Origin of the sequence: Streptomyces lincolnensis, assembly GCF_001685355.1 — a bacterium.
GTDB classification, from domain to species: domain Bacteria; phylum Actinomycetota; class Actinomycetes; order Streptomycetales; family Streptomycetaceae; genus Streptomyces; species Streptomyces lincolnensis.
The window spans coordinates 5,938,608-5,955,933 of the sequence record NZ_CP016438.1; the positions used below are offsets into that span (position 1 = coordinate 5,938,608).

The following is a 17,326-nucleotide window of genomic DNA, read 5'->3' on the forward strand; positions in this document are numbered from 1 at the left end:
TTCAGTGGACCGGGTGCATGGTGCGGCGCAGCCAGGGCGCGGCCGCCATCACGGCCAGGCCCGCGGCCACCGCGATCGCGCCGTTGACGCCGAAGTAGGCCGGCGGGGAGACGTCGTCGTAGAGCTTGACCGTCTGGGCCTGGATGCCGTTGGCCAGGGCGAGCGAGAGGAACCACAGGGACATGGTCTGGCTGGAGAAGGCCACCGGGGCGAGCTTGGTGGTGGCGGACATGCCGGAGGTCTCCAGCAGGATGTCGCCGAGCCCGAGCAGCAGGTAGGAGCCGACGATCCACCAGGCGGACATCAGGTGGCCCTCGCCGCCGTGCCCGCTCGTCGGCAGGGCCATCAGCAGGAACGACAGACCGCCGAGCACGACCCCTATCGCGATCTTGTTGGAGGCGTGCGGCTGGCCGCGGCCCATCCGCACCCACAGGGCGGCGACCACCGGCGCGAGCCCCACCTCGAAGGCGCCCAGCGCGGAGGCGTACCAGCTCGCCGGGAAGTCGAAGCCGAGGATCGTGGTCTCGGCGTTCGTCGAGGCCAGCAGCATCATCGTCGAGTACGCCTGGAAGAGGATGAAGTTGAAGACCGTGGAGGCCAGGAAGAGCACGATGTACGGCCTGAGCCGGCCGCGCTCCTCCGGTGTGACCCGGGGGCTCGCGAACATCACCGCGAAGTAGGCCACCGGGGCGATCACCGAGACCAGCGTGAGCAGATCGACGAACCGGCCCATGGTGAGCCACCCGGCGAGCGCGAGACCCGTGGCGATCACCGCCGCGAGGACCACTCCCACGACGATCAGGCGGACCGCGCGGCGCATCGCGTCCGGGGCGAGGGCGAACTCCGCGGTCTTCGCGCGCCCCGCCAGGTGCCGGCGGCCCAGGACGTACTGGACGAGCCCGAGGGTCATGCCGATCGCGGCCGCCGAGAACCCCCAGTGCCAGCCCCGGTGGTCGCCGAGCCAGCCGGTGATCAGCGGGCCCGCGAAGGCGCCGATGTTGATCGCCATGTAGTAGAGGGCGAACCCGGCGTCGCGCCGGTCGTCGTCGGTGCGGTAGAGCTTGCCGACCATGGTGGCCACGTTGGGCTTGAGGAGCCCGGTGCCGGCGCTGATGAGCCCCAGCCCCACCCAGGTCATGGTGGCGGTGGGCACGGCCATGGAGTAGTGGCCGCAGGCGATCAGGACACCGCCCCACAGCACCGCGCGGTAGGAGCCGAGGATGCGGTCGGCGAGCCAGCCGCCGGCGACGGAGACCAGGTAGACGAGCGTGCCGTAGGCCGCCGAGACGGAAGCGGCGGTTCCGGCCGACATGCCCAGGCCGCCGGAAGCGACCGCGTCGGCGAAGTACAGGACGAGGATGGCCTGCATGCCGAGGAACGAGAAGCGCTCCCAGACCTCCAGACCGGAGAGGGTCATCAGGCCCTTGGGCTGGCCGAAGAACGCGTGATCGTTCTTCCCGGGCGGCTGGTTGTCGGGGGTGGTGTCGACGTCGGTTCGGGACACGCTCTGCTACTTCCGTCCAATCCGGTGCATATCCGTACCTATCGGGTGATCAAAAAACATACCCGCGATGATCCGATACCGCCCGGGCTGGACGGGTGGGCGCTATCGGTGATCGAAACATGACCGGATACGCTGACTTGAGTGATGGCAGCGACCTATCGACAAACCGTGTAATCGCCAGTAGACACCAGCAGACAGGAGATCCCTCGTGACCGTCGTCGGGCCGTTCGGGCTGAGCGTGCGGGACCAGGCTCTGGAAGCCGATGTCCAGGCCGGATTGACGGCCGTCGAGGAGGGACTGCTCGAAGCCACCAAGAGTGAGGTCCCCTTCATCACGGAGGCCGCCCAGCATCTGGTGCGGGCGGGGGGCAAGCGTTTTCGGCCACTGCTCGTGATGCTTGCTGCCCAGTTCGGGGACCCCTATGCACCTGGTGTCGTGCCGTCCGCCGTGGTGGTCGAGCTGACCCATCTGGCGACGCTGTACCACGACGACGTCATGGACGAGGCCGCCGTCCGCCGCGGGGTGGACAGCGCCAACACCCGCTGGGGCAACTCGGTCGCCGTCCTCACGGGTGACTTCCTGTTCGCCCGCGCCTCGCACATCCTGGCCGACCTCGGTCCCGAGGCGGTCCGGGTGCAGGCCGAGGCGTTCGAGCGGTTGGTCACCGGCCAGATCCTGGAGACGGCGGGGCCGGTCGACGGGCGCGACCCGGTCGAGCACTACCTCGACGTGCTCGGCGGCAAGACGGGCTCGCTGGTCGCGGTCTCGTGCCGGTTCGGCGCGATGATGTCGGGCGCCGACGAGACGGTGGTCGACGTGCTGACCCAGTACGGCGAGCGGCTGGGTGTCGCCTTCCAGCTGGCCGACGACGTGCTCGACATCGCCTCCGACTCCCACGAGTCCGGCAAGACCCCGGGCACGGACCTGCGCGAGGGCATCCCCACCCTTCCGGTGCTGCGGCTGCGGGAGCGGGCCGAGCGGCTGGGCGTCGCCGAGGACATCGCCCTGTGCGAACTGCTCGACTCCGACCTGACCGACGACGCCCGGCACGCCGAGGCACTGGCCGCGCTGCGGGCGCACCCCGCGCTGGAGCAGGCGCGGCGGGACACCGTCCGGTATGCCGAGGACGCACGGTCGGCGCTGGCTCCGCTGCGGGAGTGTGACGCGAAGGCGGCGCTCATGGAGCTGTGCGACGCCGTGGTGCACCGCGCGGGATAGTGACGCACGTCACTTTCTTGGACTAAGTCCAAACTGGGATTCCCTCCGTATTCATGCCCAGAGGCCGACGCGGCAGACGTCGACCGCGATACGGGGAGAAAACGACATCATGGGCATGAACACGACGTTCTCGACGCGCCGTTCCCGCCTGCTCGTCACCGCCGTCGCCGCGGCGGCCGTCGGTGGAGTCGCCGCCGCGACGGTTCCCGCCGCCGCGGCCGACCGCACGGCCGGCGAGGACACCACCGTGCTCGCCGCCAGCCTGCGGGGCGCCAACGAGGTCCCGGTGGCGGGCGGCCCCGCCGTCGGCGACCGGGACGGCGCCGCGCTCCAGTTCGTGAAGGTGAAGGGGGACAAGGTCTCGGTCGCCGTGAAGTGGGCGGGGACGGGCCGGCCGACCGCGCTGCACCTCCACGAGGGCGTGCGGGGCACCAACGGCGGCATCAAGGTCGACTTCACCGAACTGCTGGACAAGAGCGGGCGGCGGACCGTCACCGGCACGGTCAAGGTGAAGGACGCGGCCCTGCTGGACCGTCTGAGGACGAACCCCACCTCCTTCTACGCCAACCTGCACACGGCCGAGTTCCCGGGCGGCGCCGTCCGCGGCCAGCTCCACAAGGTCACCGTCGCCGGCTTCGACTTCCGTGACGCGCTCCACAACTTCCAGGCGTCCGTCCTCAAGGGCAAGCAGATCTACGAGTGCAAGCCGGTCGAGGGCGGCGGCTTCGCCTTCGCCCAGCGGGACGTCAGCGCCGTACTCGCCGGGCGCATCGACCACTCCTTCGTCGCGCCCAACTCCGGGACCCCGCAGTGGATCGCCCGCGACGGCAGCGCGGTCACCGGCTCCGTCATCTCCCGCACCCCGAACGGCGAGAAGAACATCCCCGAACTGGACCTCAAGGCCACCCAGTCCGGCAAGCACCGCGGTCTGCTCGCCGACGCCACCGAGATCCTGCGCCTGAACACCGTCGGCGGTGTCGCCCCGGCCGGCACCTGCTCGCCGGGCGCGATCGTCGGCGTGCCGTACCAGGCGGACTACGTGTTCCTGCGCGGCTGATCACCTGTTCGGAAGGCGGCGTCTCCACCCTTACCCCTACGGGTCGGGGGAGGTGCCGCCTCCGTGTGTCATACCGCAGGTGTACATGGAGTTGAGCCCGCGGGTTGACGAATGCTCCTGGCCGATTTGGTGAGATGGACACCACGGAAAACACCAATGCTCACCGATTCGGGTGAGAATGGCGGCTACGGGGTGGACGTACGGGAGTTGACCAGCCGCCGCCGACGACGGAGGTAAGGCACACATGGCACCGTTCGCATCAGACGACAGCATGACCGCTGCGGAGGTCGACGACCTGCGCGCGGCCCGGCGGCGCAAAGCCGCGCGGTACGTCGTCCCGGTCGCGGTGGTGGGGGTGGCGGCGGCGACCATCGGGCTCGTCCCGGCGCTCGCCGACTCCGGCGACCCCGACCTGCCGAAGATCAGCGCACAGGAACTCATCGAGAAGATCGCCGCCTCGGACGTACAGCAGCTGTCCGGCACGGTGAAGATCACCACGGATCTCGGACTGCCCGACCTCGGCGGTCTGGAGAGCAGCCTGGCCTCCGGCGCCATGGAGTCGGGCGACGGCGGCTCCTCCGCCGACCCGTCGAGCAAGCTCACCGAGCTCGCCACCGGCACGCACACCCTGCGCGTCGCCGCCGACGGCCCCGACAAGCAGAAGCTCTCCCTGCTGGAGAACGCCTCCGAGTACAGCCTGATCCACAACGGCAAGGACGTCTGGGGCTACGACAGCGAGTCCAACGAGGTCTACCACTCGACCACCTCCGGCAGCGCGGAGGCCGAGAAGGAGAAGGACGTCCCGGCCACGCCGAAGGACATGGCCGAGGAGGCCCTGAAGGCGGTCGACGACACCACCTCGGTGACCGTCGACGGCACCGCGCAGGTCGCGGGCCGCGACGCCTACCGGCTCGTCATCAAGCCCAAGGCATCCGGCTCCACCGTCGGCCAGATCACCGTGGCCGTGGACTCCAAGACCGGGCTGCCGCTGAAGTTCACGCTCACCCCGTCCAGCGGCGGCGCCGCCGTCGTCGACGCGGGCTTCACCCAGGTCAGCTTCGCCAAGCCGGCCGCCTCCACCTTCGACTTCAGCCCGCCCAAGGGCGCGAAGGTCACCGAGGGCGAGGACATCGAGGGCGCCGCGCACGGCGCGGGCGACAAGGGCGCGATCGACAAGGGTGCCATCGACAAGGGCATCGAGAAGCACGCCAAGTCCGAGGAGGAGTTCGGCAAGGGCCTCGACGGTCTGAAGGTCATCGGCGAGGGCTGGAACTCCGTCGCCGTCTTCGACACCGGCGGCGAGGGCATGCCCTCCGGCTCCGAGGCCGGCGGCGAGTTCGGCGGCTTCCTGGACTCGCTCGGCGACAAGGTCACCGGCAAGTTCGGCTCGGGCACGGTCTTCTCGACCCGCCTGGTCAACGCCCTGATGACCGACGACGGCAAGGTCTACGTCGGCGCCGTCGACAAGGCCGCCCTGGTGAAGGCGGCCGACGCCGGCAAGTAGGCGTCCGGCGGTAAGTGCCGTACGAGCACGACGAATCGAGGGAGCCGATGGGCGACACGCCCGCCACGGAACCGGAGTCCGAACCGGATTCCCCGGGTGTGGACGACAGCGTCATCCACACCCGCGCGCTCACCAAGCGCTACCGCGGCGGACAGCTCGCCGTCGACGGTCTGGACCTGACCGTCCCGGCGGGCAGCGTCTTCGGCTTCCTCGGTCCGAACGGCTCCGGCAAGACCACCACGATCCGCATGCTGATGGGCCTCATCGAGCCCACCTCGGGGTCGGCCCGCGTCCTGGGCCGGCCCATGCCACGCTCCGCCCGCACGGTCCTGCCCCACGTCGGCGCCCTGATCGAGGGCCCCGCCCTCTACGGCTTCCTCTCCGGCCGCGACAACCTCGTCCGCTACGACGCCGCCGACCCGACCGCCGACCCCCGCACCCGGCGCACCCGCGTCGCGGCCGCCCTGGACCGGGTCGGCCTCACCGCCGCCGCGGGCAAGAAGGCCAAGGCCTACTCGCTGGGCATGAAGCAGCGCCTCGGCCTCGCGGCCGCCCTGCTCCAGCCCCGCCGCCTCCTCGTCCTCGACGAGCCGACCAACGGCCTCGACCCCCAGGGCATGCGCGAGATCCGCTCCCTGATCCGCGAGCTGGCCTCCGACGGCACCACCGTCTTCCTCTCCTCCCACCTCCTCGACGAGATCGAACAGGTCTGCACCCACGCGGCCGTCATGACCCAGGGCCGCCTGATCACCCAGGGACCGGTGGCGGACCTGGCGTCGGGAGTGCGGGGAAGGCTGGCGGTGACCACTCCGGACACGGGGGAGGCGGCACGGGTGCTGAAGGAACAGGGGGTGGGGGACGTCGTAGTCACGGAGGACCGGGTGACCGGTGAGCCTCCGGACCGCGAACTGGCCGACATCAACACCGCGTTGGTGACGGCGGGCGTCCGCGTCCGGGGCTTCGCCGTCGAACGAGCCACGCTGGAGGACGCGTTCGTGGCGCTGACGGGGGAGGGCTTCGATGTCGCAGGTTGAGGGAGACACCCCTCAGGGGCGCGGGGCTGTGTCGAATGTGCGGCTACCGCCGCGTGGGCGCGCCCAGCCCCCACAAACCGAAAGCCGCCGAACAACCTTCTACGGCGCCCTCTTCCGCAACGAACTACGCACCACGTTCCGCCGCTGGCGCACCCTCGCCCTGCTCGCCGTTCTCGCGGCCGTACCGATCCTGGTAGGCATCGCGGTCAAGATCGAGACGGGCGACGGTTCCTCCGCCGGAGGCGGCGGGGGAGGGGCAGGCCCGGCCTTCATCTCCCAGATCACCAACAACGGCCTGTTCCTGGTCTTCACCGCCCTCGCCGCGACCCTCCCCTTCTTCCTGCCGATGGCCATCGGCGTCATCGCGGGCGACGCGATAGCCGGCGAGGCGAACGCGGGCACTCTGCGCTACCTCCTGGTCGCCCCCGCGGGCCGCACCCGCCTGCTGCTCACCAAGTACGCCACGGTGATGACGTTCTGCCTGGTGGCGACCCTGGTCGTGGCAATCTCGGCGCTGACCGTCGGAGCCCTGCTGTTCCCGCTCGGGGACCTGACGACGATCTCCGGCACGACGATCAGCTTCACCGACGGACTGGGCCGGGCCTTCCTGATCGCCCTGGTGGTCGCCGCGTCACTGGTCGGCGTGGCCGCCCTCGGCCTGTTCGTCTCGACCCTGACCACCAGCGGCATCGCGGCCATGGCGACCACGGTCGGCCTGCTCATCACCGTCCAGATCCTCGACCAGATCCCCCAGCTCGACGCGCTCCACCCGTACTTCTTCTCCCACTACTGGCTGTCCTTCGCCGACCTCATGCGCGAGCCGGTCTACTGGGACGACCTGATGAAGAACTTCGGCCTCCAGGCCCTGTACGCGGTGGTGTTCGGCTCGGCGGCCTGGGCGCGGTTCACGACGAAGGACATCGCGTCCTGAACGGCGGGCCCAGGCGGGTTCAGGCGGGTTCCGTAGGGTTCAGCCGGGCTCAGTCGGTCTCGTAGGGGAAGCGGGCGAGCGGCGCCTCCCGTGCGAAGAACGTCTTCGCACGCGCCAGCGCCTCGGTGTCGTTCAGGACGTCACCGGGCTTGCTGCCGTTGCCCAGCAGCACCCCGCCGAAGCGCATCCCCATGTACGCGGCCGAGTTGTTGAGCGTGCCGACCAGCGGATCGGCGACCTCGGACTCCTCGTGCGCGAGCGCGGTGACACCCCAGAGCGTGCGGCCCGCGAGCGTCGCCTTGAACTCGACGCCCGGGATGCGCAGCCAGCCCGACCAGTAGTCGAGGTAGCGCTTGACGGGGGCGGAGACCGAGTACCAGTACAGCGGGGACGCGATCACGATGTCCGTCGCCGCGAGCGTGGCGTCGAACAGCAGCCCGAGGCTCCCCTCCGTGGGCCGGACATGGTCGCTGTCGTGCCGCAGGTCCACGAACTCCGGCAGCGGATGCTCGGCGAGGGTGATCCACTGCTGCTCGACATCCGCGGGCAGCTGCTCGGCCGCCCGGCGGGCCAGCATCTCGGTGTTGCTCTCGGTACGGCTGCTGCCCAGAACGAACAGGAAGCGGCGGGTCATGAGGTCCCCCAGATGGTCGGCGTACGACGACTTATTGCGTACGCATTTTATGCATACGCAATAAGTCGGCGCAATCAGCGGCCGGGGGAGGCGGTGGCGGTGAGCCGGGCCAGGTCCCGTGTCTCGCGGGGCGGAGGGCCGGTGAGGTCGCCCAGGCGCCAGGCGGAGACCCAGGGGACGCGGTGGACGTCGACGGCCGACTCGATCGTCCGGACCCGCTGGGCGAGGGGGCGGGGCAGCCGGCCGGGAGCGTCCGCGACCAGCACGACCGCGTCGAGGTCGAGACCGGGCGGGGCCTCGCCGCGCCGGAACAGCTCCAGGGCGTGCAGGGCGGCGTGCAGCCCGGCCGCGTGCGTACGGGCGACCAGCAGGACCGAACGGGGGTCGGCCGGGCCCGGCCAGTCGCGTCCGCAGTCGTGACCGCCGTAGACCGTGGCGAGGGTGGAGGTGCCGGCGCCGCCGTGGGTGCCGACGAAGGAGTGGCGCCGGGGGCCGGCGGAGGCGTGGGCGGGCTCCGGGGGGCCGGGGCGCGGTCCCGGGTGCGGTGCGGCCACCGGGCCGCGGATCCAGATCTCCGGTCCGAGCTGTCCGTCCGTTCGCATGACCGTCCCCATGGCCGTCCTCATGTAGGTGTTCCTCCCTGGTCAGCCGCTCCTACCCGGCGGTGCGCGCGGCATCCGGAAGACGTTTCTGACGGGGCGTGAGTTCCTGGAACGAGGCTGTGACGTCATGGTGACGTGAGAACCGGCCAGGGGCGGAGAGACTCGACAGTATGTGTACGACCGGATCTTGACGCTGGGACTCGGGCCCGTCGGCGGGAGGGAGCACCATGGAACCCGATCGCGATGTCCGGCGACCTACCGACGCATCCGAGTGAGGGAACCGATGTACCGTCTCAGCCGCGACAAGAAGCGCGCCCAGCACCCCACCGCCCAGCCGGCCGTGGGGGAGGCGCCGATCGAGGTCCATGTCCCCGGGGACGCCGCGCCCGGCACCGACTGCGCCTGGGTCGGGGGCGTCCGGGTCGCCGCCGCCCCCGGCCAGGAGGTCCAGCAGGCCGTCCTCAACCACCTCCACCACATCGCCCTCACCACCGGCCACCCCGTCCTGGCCACCGTCCACGACGAGCGCATCGGCTATGTCGTCCCCCTCCACATCGCCCCCGACGGCTCCAGCAACTTCACGACGGAACCGGTACGGATGGCTCCGCAGGCGGGCATGCCGAGCGAGGGCCGTCCGGACGGCGCTGCTTCCCCCGGGGGCCGAAGGGCCGACGTACGGCCTCAGTGGGCGCAGTACGACGTCGAGCCGGAGCCGGAGCCGGAGACCGAAGCCGCTCAGGACGCCGCACCGGCGCAGGCGGGTGAGCCGGTGCGGGACGAGATGCCGACGTTCCGGATGCGGGCCGTGAGTGACCAGCCGCCCGCGGGGAGCGACGCCGCGCCGACGTTCCGGATGCGGGCTCTGCCCGAGGCGCCCCAGGCACCCGCCCCGGGAACGGTCGTACAGCCCACCGGGGAGTTCGGGCCGCCGCCGGTGATGGACACACCTCCCGCGCACCCCGACCCCCTGCCGTCGCCCGGACCGATGTCCCCGCCCGGCCCCCCGCCGACGCCCGCTCCCGCTCCCACTCCCGTCTCCTTCCCCGACCCGGCCCCTCTCCCCACGGCCGACTCCACTCCCGCCTCCACCTCCCGCCCCGAATCCACCCGCACCCCCGCCGCCCTCCCCACCCCCCTCCCCGACGAGCTCGACCCCGCCCCCAAGGCCCCCACCCCGCCCCGGGGTTTCGACGCCGTGGCCGAGGCCGTGCTCGGGGACGAGTTGCTGACGGTTCCGGGGGACAGCGGTGCGCCCGCGGTGCTGGCGGAACCGATGGGGAGGATCAACGAGGCGGTGAAGGCGGGGCGGACGGACGTGGCGGCGGAGTTGGCGGAGCGGACCGTGACGGAGGCGTCGGGGGCGTTGGGCCCGGAGCACCCGGAGGTGCTGCGGCTGCGTGAACTGACCGCGTACATCGCCTACTTGGCCGGAGACCCGGTCCACGCCTTCCGGCTCTCGCTCGACCTCGCCCACATCCACCACGGTGCCCGCGACGCGGAGTCCGCGTACGGCAACATCCAGAGCGCGGCCACCGCCTGGCGCGCCGTACGGGATCCGGAGCAGGGGCTGGACCTGGGCCACGCCCTGATCGCCCTGTGGGACGAACTCGCCGCGCAGGACGGCCCGGCCGCGGACGACCGGGAACGGCTGGAGGCGGCCCACGCCCGCATGGACCGCCTCACCGCACGCGCCCGCACCGACGGCTGACCGCGGGGGCAGGGGACGAGTCGGCGACGAGTCGGCGTGCTTACTCCGACAGCTCCCACACCGCGTACGCGATCGCGTCGCTGTTCCGGTCGAGGGCCGTGTCGTTGATGTTCGTCGTCGTGTCGCAGGACGAGTGGTAGCAGCGGTCGAAGGCCAGCCCCGCGGTCCCGCCCCACTTGGTCACCTGGGCGGCGGTCTTCGCGCGGCTCGCCCCGGTGAAGAGGCCGCCGACCGGCACGCCCGCGCTCTTGAACGGCGCGTGGTCGGAGCGGCCGTCGCCCTCGGTCTCGATCTCCGTCGGCACGCCGAGCCCGGTGAAGTACGCCTGGAAGGTCTTCTCGATGGCCGGGTCGTCGTCGTAGACGAAGTAGCCGGGGTTCGGTGAGCCGATCATGTCGAAGTTGAGGTAGCCGCTGATGCGCGAACGGTCCCCGGTGGCCAGGCTGTTGACGTAGTGGCGGGAGCCCACCAGGCCCAGCTCCTCCGCACCCCACCAGGCGAACCGCAGATGCTTGGTGGGCTGGAGGTTCGCCCGGGACACGGCGAGCGCGGTCTCCAGGACGGCCGCGGAACCGGATCCGTTGTCGTTGATGCCCGGGCCGGAGGAGACGCTGTCGAGGTGCGAGCCGGCCATCACGACCTGCCCGGTGTCCCCGCCGGGCCAGTCGGCGATCAGGTTGTAGCCGACGCGGCCGGAGGCCGTGAACTGCTGGATCCGCGTGGTGAACCCGGCCGCGTCCAGCTTGCCCTTCATGTAGTCGAGCGAGGCTCTGTAACCGGGTCGGCCGTGCGCCCGGTTCCCGCCGTTGGCGGTGGCTATGGACTGGAGCTGAGTGAGGTGCGCCTTGACGTTGGCCACCGGTATGTCGGGCGCGGCGGCGAGGGCGGGGCCGGCGGGGGCCGCACCGGCCATGGATCCGCCGACCAGGAGCGAGACGGCCGCGACGACGGCGGTGGCCGTGGCGCGTCCGGGAACCGAGAGCTTCATGTGGGGGGCCATGTGGGGGGCTCCGAATTCCTCAGGGAATGGGTGCCCGATGGTGAAGCTGAGGCTGACGCTCCGTCAAGAGCGCAATCCGGTCAGGATGGTCCGCATAACGGACCACGTAAGGGATCGCGCAGCGAATCGCGCAAGGCACCGCACAGCGAACCGCTCACCTGTTTCTTGCGAGGAGGTCCCGGCGTTCACGCCGGGGAGGAATCGCATCCGGGTGTCGCGACGCGGAGCGTTGCCGCATCCGGTTCAGGGCGCCGGGTGTCCATACGGCAGTCGGCCCTTGCCAGGGTGATGCGAACGCGTGTGCCTGTGATCGCTGGTGGGGGTGGTGGCTGTGGGATCGGGGTGTGTCTGTGCGGCTGTCGTACGTATGGTCCTTCGGGGGGTTCGGGACGGCACGGTGTCCCGGCCGGGGGCCGTGAGGGGGGGCGAGACGGCGCAGGTGAGGGTGGCTGCGGAGGTCGGGCATGCCCGGTACACCTACCGGCTGCGTGTGTCGTCCACCGCCGGTACCGCCCTGGAGGCGGAGTGGGACCGATGCCGCTGGCTGTGGAACGAATGCGTCGCCAAGTCCAGGGCCGTACACCTGCACCACAAGGCCACCGGCCGGAAGGCCACATGCGGCCCGGCTCAGCTCGACCGGATGCTGACCGAAGCCCGTGCCCGTACGCCGTGGCTGCGTGCGGGCTCGTCAGTTGTCCAGCAGCAGGTCATCCGCGACTTCGGCCGCTCCCGTGCCAAGGCGCACAAGGACATCCAAGAGCGCCTGCCCATGGCGCGCCGGGCCGGGATGCCGCAGTGGAAGGCCAAACGCGAGGCACTGCCGACCCTCAACTACACCCGGCGCGGGTTCCGGCTGCAAGACGGCCGACTGCACCTGGCCGGGGGCATCGTCGTGGCGGTGGTGTGGTCGCGGGAACTGCCGACCGAGCCGTCCTCGGTGCGCCTGTACCAGGACAGCCTCGGGCACTGGTACTGCTCGTTCGTCGTCCTCGCCCAGGCCGAGCCCCTGCCGGAGACCGGCCGGGCACTTGGCGTCGACTGGGGCGTGAAGGAGACTGCGACCACCACGTCTGACGCGCATGACCTGTCACACGCCGAGCACGGCAAGAAGGCCCGGACGAAGTTGGCCCGGTATGACCGGATGATGGCCCGCCGCAAGCCGAAGAAGGGACAACCGGCATCGAAGGGCTACCGCGAGGCGAAGAAACTGCGGGCCAAGGCGTACAAGAAGGTCGCCAGGCAGCGTGCGGACACCGGCCGTAAGTGGGCCAAGAAGGCGGTCCGCGACCATGACGCCATCGCGGTCGAGGACTTCCGTCCGAAGTTCCTGGCCAAGAGCACCATGGCCCGCAAGGCCGCTGACGCCGCCATCGGCGCCACCAAGGCCGCTCTGATCGAGATGGGCCGCAAGCACGGGCGGGACATCCGCCTGGTCCACCCCGCGCACACCACGATGGACTGCGCGCACTGCGATGCGAGAGCCAAGCATCGCCTGCCGCTGGGTGAGCGCACCTACACCTGCACCGTGTGCGGAACTGTGTCCCCACGGGACAAGAACTCCGCCCGCGTCATGCTCGTCCGGGCTGGTCTCAACCCGGCTGGTGCTGATGGCGGAAGACCTCCTGGAGCGCTGCTCCAGGAGGCGGCCTGAGCCAGGAATCCCCTCCATGAAGGGAGGGGAGGATTCAATGCACGCAGAACTCGTTCCCCTCCGGATCCGCCATCACCACCCAGTGCCCCGACGGTTCCTTCACCTCCCGCAGCGCGCTCGCCCCGAGCCCCGTCAGCCGTGCGACCTCGCTCTCCATCCGCCCCTCGCCGGCGTGCAGGTCCAGATGGAGCCGGTTCTTGACCGTCTTCGCCTCCGGTACCCGCTGGAACAGCAGCCGCCGCCCGAGGCCGGTGCCGCTGCGCTCGTCGTACGGATCGTCCGGATGGCGTACGGCGATCAGGTCCCGGAAGGCGAGGCGGCCGCGGAAGCCGACGGTGGCCTCGCGGGGCAGGGCGCCGTGTTCCAGCAGCCCCTGGATGAGCGAGTCGTTGTCCTCGACCTCGTAGTGCAGCGCCGCCGCCCAGAACTCGGCCTGGGCATGCGGGTCACCGGCATCGACGACGAGCTTCCAGTGGAGAGGCGCGGGTGCTGATTCAGTCATGCCTCCCTTATAACCAGGCTTCAGGTCAGCCGCTGTCCTAGACAGCCTCGGCCTCGCGATGGTCGTACGACTCCCGCGCCGCCGCGATCTCCTCCTGGTGCGCCTCGGTCCACGTCACCAGGGACTGGATCGTGGCGTGCAGGGTCGCGCCCAGGGGGGTGAGCTCGTACTCCACACGGGGTGGCACGACGGGGTGCACGGTCCGTTTCACCAGCCCGTCCCGCTCCAGCGAGCGCAGCGTCACCGTCAGCATCCGCTGGCTGACGCCGTCGATCTCCCGGCGCAGCTCGGTGAACCGCAGCCGCCGGTTGTCGAGCAGCGCGATGACGAGAAGCGACCACTTGTCGGCGATCCGGTCGAGGATCTGCCGTACCTGGCAGTCCTCGCGGGTGTCCCATTGGAAGGGGTCGGCGTCGCCGTAGTCGGTACTCACGCAGTTACTCGGTGACTTAGAAGTGCCTTCTTCCATGTCTGTCGATGCTGCCGGAGGCTGGGGGTGGTTACAAGAGGGAACCGACCCTCACTTGCGTAACTCCCCTACTTCTCTGGAGCGTTGCCATGGGCAACCCTATGGACAGACGTGCCTGGGCACTGCTGCTCGTCCTGTGCGGAACGATCTTCCTGGAGGGCGCCGACATCGCGATGATGGCGGTCGCGATCCCCTCGATCAGATCCGATCTGGGGCTCGCGACCGGCACCGCGGCCTGGGTGCTGAGCGGCTACGTCCTCGGGTACGCCGGCTTCACCCTCCTCGGCGGACGCGCCGCCGATCTGCTCGGCCGCCGCCGGATGTTCCTCACCTGGCTGACCGTCTTCCTGGTCTTCTCCGGCCTCGGCGGCTTCGCGACCGAGGGCTGGATGCTGGTCGTCGCCCGCTTCGTCACGGGCGTCGCCGCCGCGTTCATGACGCCGGCCGCGCTGTCCCTGATCACGACGTCGTACGAGCAGGGCCCGCAGCGCGAGAAGGCGCTGCTGGTGTTCGCCGGCACCGGGGCGGGCGGCTTCTCGCTCGGCCTCGTCATCGGCGGGCTGCTCACCGAGCTCGACTGGCGCTGGGTGTTCTTCGCCCCGGTGCTGCTGGCGGGCGCCCTGCTGCTCGCGGCCGTGCGGGTGGTGCCGCGGCAGGAGGCCCCGCCCTTCACCCGGCGCGGCTTCGACCTGCCCGGCGCGATCACCGCCGCGGGCGCCATGCTGCTGGCCGCCTACGCCGTCGTACGCCTGGAACACGGCCTGCACGACTGGCCGTTGACCCTGGCCGCGGGGCTGGTGGCGCTGCTGTTGCTGGCCGCCTTCCTCGCCGTCGAACGGCGGTCGGCCGCGCCGCTGGTCCGGCTGGGGATCCTGCGGACGGGCTCGGTCGTGCGCGCGGACCTGGGGGCGCTGCTGTTCCTGGGGGCCTTCTTCGGCTTCCAGTTCGTGGTGACCCTCTACCTCCAGGAACTGCGCGGCTGGTCGGCCGTGCAGACGGCGATCGCGCTGGTGATCATGGGCTGCGACGCGGTGCTGGCACCGACGCTCACCCCGTGGCTCGTCACCCGCTTCGGCAACGCCCGGGTGATCGTCGGCGGCTTCGCGCTGGCGGTCGTGGCGTACGGGCTGTTCCTGCCCGTGGGCATGGACTGGCCGTACCTGGCGATGCTGCCCACGCTGTTCGTCGCCGGCCTGGCCTTCGCCCTGGCGTACGGGCCGCTGACCATCATGGCGACGGAAGGGGTCGTCGACGCCGAACAGGGGCTCGCGGGCGGGCTGCTGCACACCGCCACCCAGTTCGGCTCGGCGATCGGGATCTCCGCGGTGACCGCCGTCTACGGCTTGGCGGCCGGCGAGGCCGGCGGCTCCGACCCCGACGCCACGCTCTCCGCCTTCCGTACGGCACTGACGGTGCCCGTCGGTATGGTGCTGCTGGGCCTGGTGCTCTCGCTCCTGAACGTGCGGGCGGCCCGGCGGGCGGTACGCAGCGCGTCCCAGGTCAGCAGCGTCAGCGCCAGCCAGACCAGCGCGAAACCGGCCCAGCGCTCGGGCGGCATGGCCTCGCGGTAGTAGAAGACACCGAGCAGGAACTGGAAGACCGGCGCCAGATACTGGAGGAGCCCCAGCGTGGACAGCGGCACGCGGATCGCGGCGGCGCCGAAGCAGACCAGGGGGAGCGCGGTGACGATGCCGGTGGAGGCCAGCAGGGCCGCGTGCGCGGGGCCCTCGGCGGTGAGACTGAGGTCGCCCTGCGAGCCGAGCCAGAGCAGATAGCCGAGCGCGGGCAGGAACTGGATCGCGGTCTCGGCGGCCAGTGACTCCACTCCGCCGAGGTTCACCTTCTTCTTCACCAGGCCGTAGGTGGCGAAGGAGAAGGCGAGCGTCAGGGAGATCCACGGCAGCCGCCCGTATCCGACGGTCAGCACGAGGACCGCGGCGAAACCGACCCCGACCGCCGCCCACTGCACGGGCCGCATCCGCTCCTTCAGGAGCAGCACGCCCATCGCGATCGTGACCAGCGGGTTGATGAAGTAGCCGAGTGAGGCCTCGACCACCCGCCCGGTGTTCACGGACCAGATGTACAGGCCCCAGTTCACGGTGATGACGGCCGCGGCCACCGCCACGAGCCCCAGCCTGCGCGGCTGCCGCAGCAGCTCACGGGCCCACGCCCAACGGCGTACGACGATCAGCGCGACGGCGACGAAGACGAGGGACCAGACCATCCGGTGGGCGAGGATCTCCAGCGCTCCGGCGGGCTTCATCAGCGGCCAGTACAGGGGGACGAGCCCCCACATCCCGTACGCCGCGAAGCCGTTCAGCAGACCTGTCCGCTGCTCGCCCCTCGGCCCCTTCGGCGTCCCGCCCACGGGCCCTCCCTCACACGTCCTGCTCACCTGCCGGCCCGCACGACGGTAACGCCGGGCGCCCCCGGCTGTCATGCTCGTATCGCCATACGGTCGTGACAGCCGGGGGTGCCGGTGGTACGAGCCCCAGGACCCTGGGGGGAGTGTGGCCCTGGGGCGCTCGGGAGATGTGCGGGCAGGCCCGGTTGGCCTCTCAGCCTGGATCGGCCCGTGAGTCCGATCAGCCCTTGAGCGCGACCGCGATCGACTCGGAGATCGGGGTGGCCGGGCGGCCGGTCAGACGGGCCAGGTCGCCGGAGGTGACGACCAGCTCGCCCTTCTCGATGGAGGCGTCGACGCCGGCGAGGATCGCGGCGAACGCCTCGGGCAGGCCGGCGCCCGTCAGGATGCCGGTGTAGACCTCGACGGAGACGGCGCTGTAGGGGATCTCCTTGCCGGTCTGCCGGCCGATCTCCGCCGCGTACTCGGCGAAGCTCCAGGCGTCGTCGCCGCCCAGCTCGTACGTCTGGTTCTCGTGGCCCTCGCCCGTCAGTACGGCGACGGCGGCGGCGGCGAAGTCGGCGCGCGAGGCGCTGGAGATCCGGCCGTCACCGGCGGCCTGGACGACGGCGCCGTGCTCCAGGACGGGGGCGAGGTTCTCGGTGAAGTTCTCGTTGTACCAGCCGTTGCGCAGCAGCGTGTAGGGCAGGCCGGAGGCCAGCAGCGCCTTCTCGGTGCCGCGGTGGTCGTCGGCGAGCGCGGCGGTGAGGGTGCCGGGGGCGCTGGTGTACGCGAGCAGGGCGACACCGGCCGCCTTGGCGGCATCGATCACGGCCGTGTGCTGGCCGACGCGGTCGTTCCCGACCTCGCTGCCGGATATCAGCAGCACCTTGTCACCGGCGGCGAACAGCCCGTCGAAGGAGGCGGGGGCGCTGTAGTCGGCCAGCGCGATCTTCACTCCGCGGTCCGCGAAGTCCGCCGCCTTCTCCGCGTTCCGCACGACCGCGGTGATCTGCTCGGCGGGAACCTTCTCCAGCAACTGCTCCACGACGTGACGGCCGAGGTGTCCGGTGGCTCCGGTGACAACGATGCTCATGGTGTGCAATCTCCTTGCGGGGGTGCGGATCTGTCACTAACCCTAGGGGATGCGCTAACTAGCGGAAAGTA

General features: G+C 70.8%; 15 protein-coding genes and 1 pseudogene. 8 read left to right on the forward strand and 8 right to left on the reverse strand.

Annotated elements, in window-relative coordinates; genetic code table 11:
* Position 1: 1 nt before the first annotated feature.
* Positions 2-1,504 (reverse strand): peptide MFS transporter, encoded by a 1,503-nt coding sequence (locus SLINC_RS26500; RefSeq protein ID WP_067437808.1) that lies wholly within the window; start codon positions 1,502-1,504, stop codon positions 2-4.
* Positions 1,505-1,712: 208 nt separating this feature from the next.
* Between SLINC_RS26500 and SLINC_RS26505 the strand changes: the two genes are divergently transcribed.
* From SLINC_RS26505 to SLINC_RS26525, 5 genes are all read left to right on the forward strand, one after another.
* On the forward strand, positions 1,713-2,723 hold the full coding sequence (locus SLINC_RS26505; RefSeq protein WP_067437810.1) for a polyprenyl synthetase family protein: 1,011 nt from the start codon (positions 1,713-1,715) through the stop codon (positions 2,721-2,723).
* A 109-nt stretch (positions 2,724-2,832) separates the two neighbouring features.
* Positions 2,833-3,780 carry a CHRD domain-containing protein gene (locus SLINC_RS26510; protein WP_067437813.1) on the forward strand — a complete coding sequence of 316 codons (948 nt, stop codon included), beginning with the start codon at positions 2,833-2,835 and terminating at the stop codon, positions 3,778-3,780.
* A 244-nt stretch (positions 3,781-4,024) separates the two neighbouring features.
* Entirely contained in the window at positions 4,025-5,284 is a 1,260-nt protein-coding gene (locus tag SLINC_RS26515) for a LolA family protein (protein ID WP_067437816.1), read from the forward strand.
* 47 nt (positions 5,285-5,331) lie between these two features.
* Positions 5,332-6,318, forward strand: a complete 987-nt coding sequence (locus SLINC_RS26520) for an ABC transporter ATP-binding protein (protein ID WP_067437817.1) — start codon at positions 5,332-5,334, stop codon at positions 6,316-6,318.
* On the forward strand, positions 6,305-7,249 hold the full coding sequence (locus tag SLINC_RS26525; RefSeq protein ID WP_067437819.1) for an ABC transporter permease: 945 nt from the start codon (positions 6,305-6,307) through the stop codon (positions 7,247-7,249). The genes SLINC_RS26520 and SLINC_RS26525 overlap by 14 nt, the downstream gene beginning before the upstream one ends.
* Positions 7,250-7,298: 49 nt before the next feature.
* Here the strand turns inward: SLINC_RS26525 and SLINC_RS26530 are convergent, their stop codons facing one another.
* Both SLINC_RS26530 and SLINC_RS26535 read right to left on the reverse strand, forming a co-directional pair.
* Entirely contained in the window at positions 7,299-7,883 is a 585-nt protein-coding gene (locus tag SLINC_RS26530) for a flavodoxin family protein (protein ID WP_067437821.1), read from the reverse strand.
* A 74-nt stretch (positions 7,884-7,957) separates the two neighbouring features.
* The gene (locus SLINC_RS26535; RefSeq protein WP_225988391.1) at positions 7,958-8,485 is read right to left on the reverse strand and encodes a DUF6668 family protein; all 528 of its coding nucleotides are present in this window, start codon (positions 8,483-8,485) and stop codon (positions 7,958-7,960) included.
* A 283-nt stretch (positions 8,486-8,768) separates the two neighbouring features.
* Here SLINC_RS26535 and SLINC_RS26540 point away from each other — a divergent pair, with 283 nt between their 5' ends.
* Positions 8,769-10,193: a hypothetical protein gene (locus tag SLINC_RS26540; protein ID WP_067437825.1), complete on the forward strand. Its 1,425-nt coding sequence runs from the start codon at positions 8,769-8,771 to the stop codon at positions 10,191-10,193.
* Between the two features lie 40 nt (positions 10,194-10,233).
* On the opposite strand, the gene SLINC_RS26545 is transcribed toward SLINC_RS26540, so the two are convergent.
* The gene (locus SLINC_RS26545) at positions 10,234-11,181 is read right to left on the reverse strand and encodes a M28 family metallopeptidase (RefSeq protein WP_067445726.1); all 948 of its coding nucleotides are present in this window, start codon (positions 11,179-11,181) and stop codon (positions 10,234-10,236) included.
* 457 nt (positions 11,182-11,638) lie between these two features.
* Between SLINC_RS26545 and SLINC_RS26550 the strand changes: the two genes are divergently transcribed.
* Complete coding sequence (locus tag SLINC_RS26550; protein WP_162494829.1) at positions 11,639-12,844, forward strand: RNA-guided endonuclease InsQ/TnpB family protein; 1,206 nt, start codon at positions 11,639-11,641, stop codon at positions 12,842-12,844.
* 34 nt (positions 12,845-12,878) lie between these two features.
* Here the strand turns inward: SLINC_RS26550 and SLINC_RS26555 are convergent, their stop codons facing one another.
* Together SLINC_RS26555 and SLINC_RS26560 are read right to left on the reverse strand one after the other, a co-directional pair.
* The gene (locus SLINC_RS26555) at positions 12,879-13,346 is read right to left on the reverse strand and encodes a VOC family protein (RefSeq protein ID WP_067437829.1); all 468 of its coding nucleotides are present in this window, start codon (positions 13,344-13,346) and stop codon (positions 12,879-12,881) included.
* A gap of 37 nt (positions 13,347-13,383) precedes the next feature.
* Positions 13,384-13,815, reverse strand: a complete 432-nt coding sequence (locus SLINC_RS26560; RefSeq protein WP_067437831.1) for a winged helix-turn-helix transcriptional regulator — start codon at positions 13,813-13,815, stop codon at positions 13,384-13,386.
* Positions 13,816-13,991: 176 nt separating this feature from the next.
* Between SLINC_RS26560 and SLINC_RS26565 the strand changes: the two are divergent.
* Positions 13,992-15,071 (forward strand): annotated as a pseudogene (locus SLINC_RS26565) (MFS transporter); the annotation flags it as partial.
* Between the two features lie 80 nt (positions 15,072-15,151).
* Here SLINC_RS26565 and rarD read toward each other — a convergent pair.
* Positions 15,152-16,111: an EamA family transporter RarD gene (gene rarD / locus SLINC_RS46260; RefSeq protein ID WP_237282077.1), complete on the reverse strand. Its 960-nt coding sequence runs from the start codon at positions 16,109-16,111 to the stop codon at positions 15,152-15,154.
* Between the two features lie 289 nt (positions 16,112-16,400).
* On the reverse strand, positions 16,401-17,255 hold the full coding sequence (locus SLINC_RS26575; protein ID WP_067437837.1) for an SDR family oxidoreductase: 855 nt from the start codon (positions 17,253-17,255) through the stop codon (positions 16,401-16,403).
* Positions 17,256-17,326 lie beyond the last annotated feature (71 nt).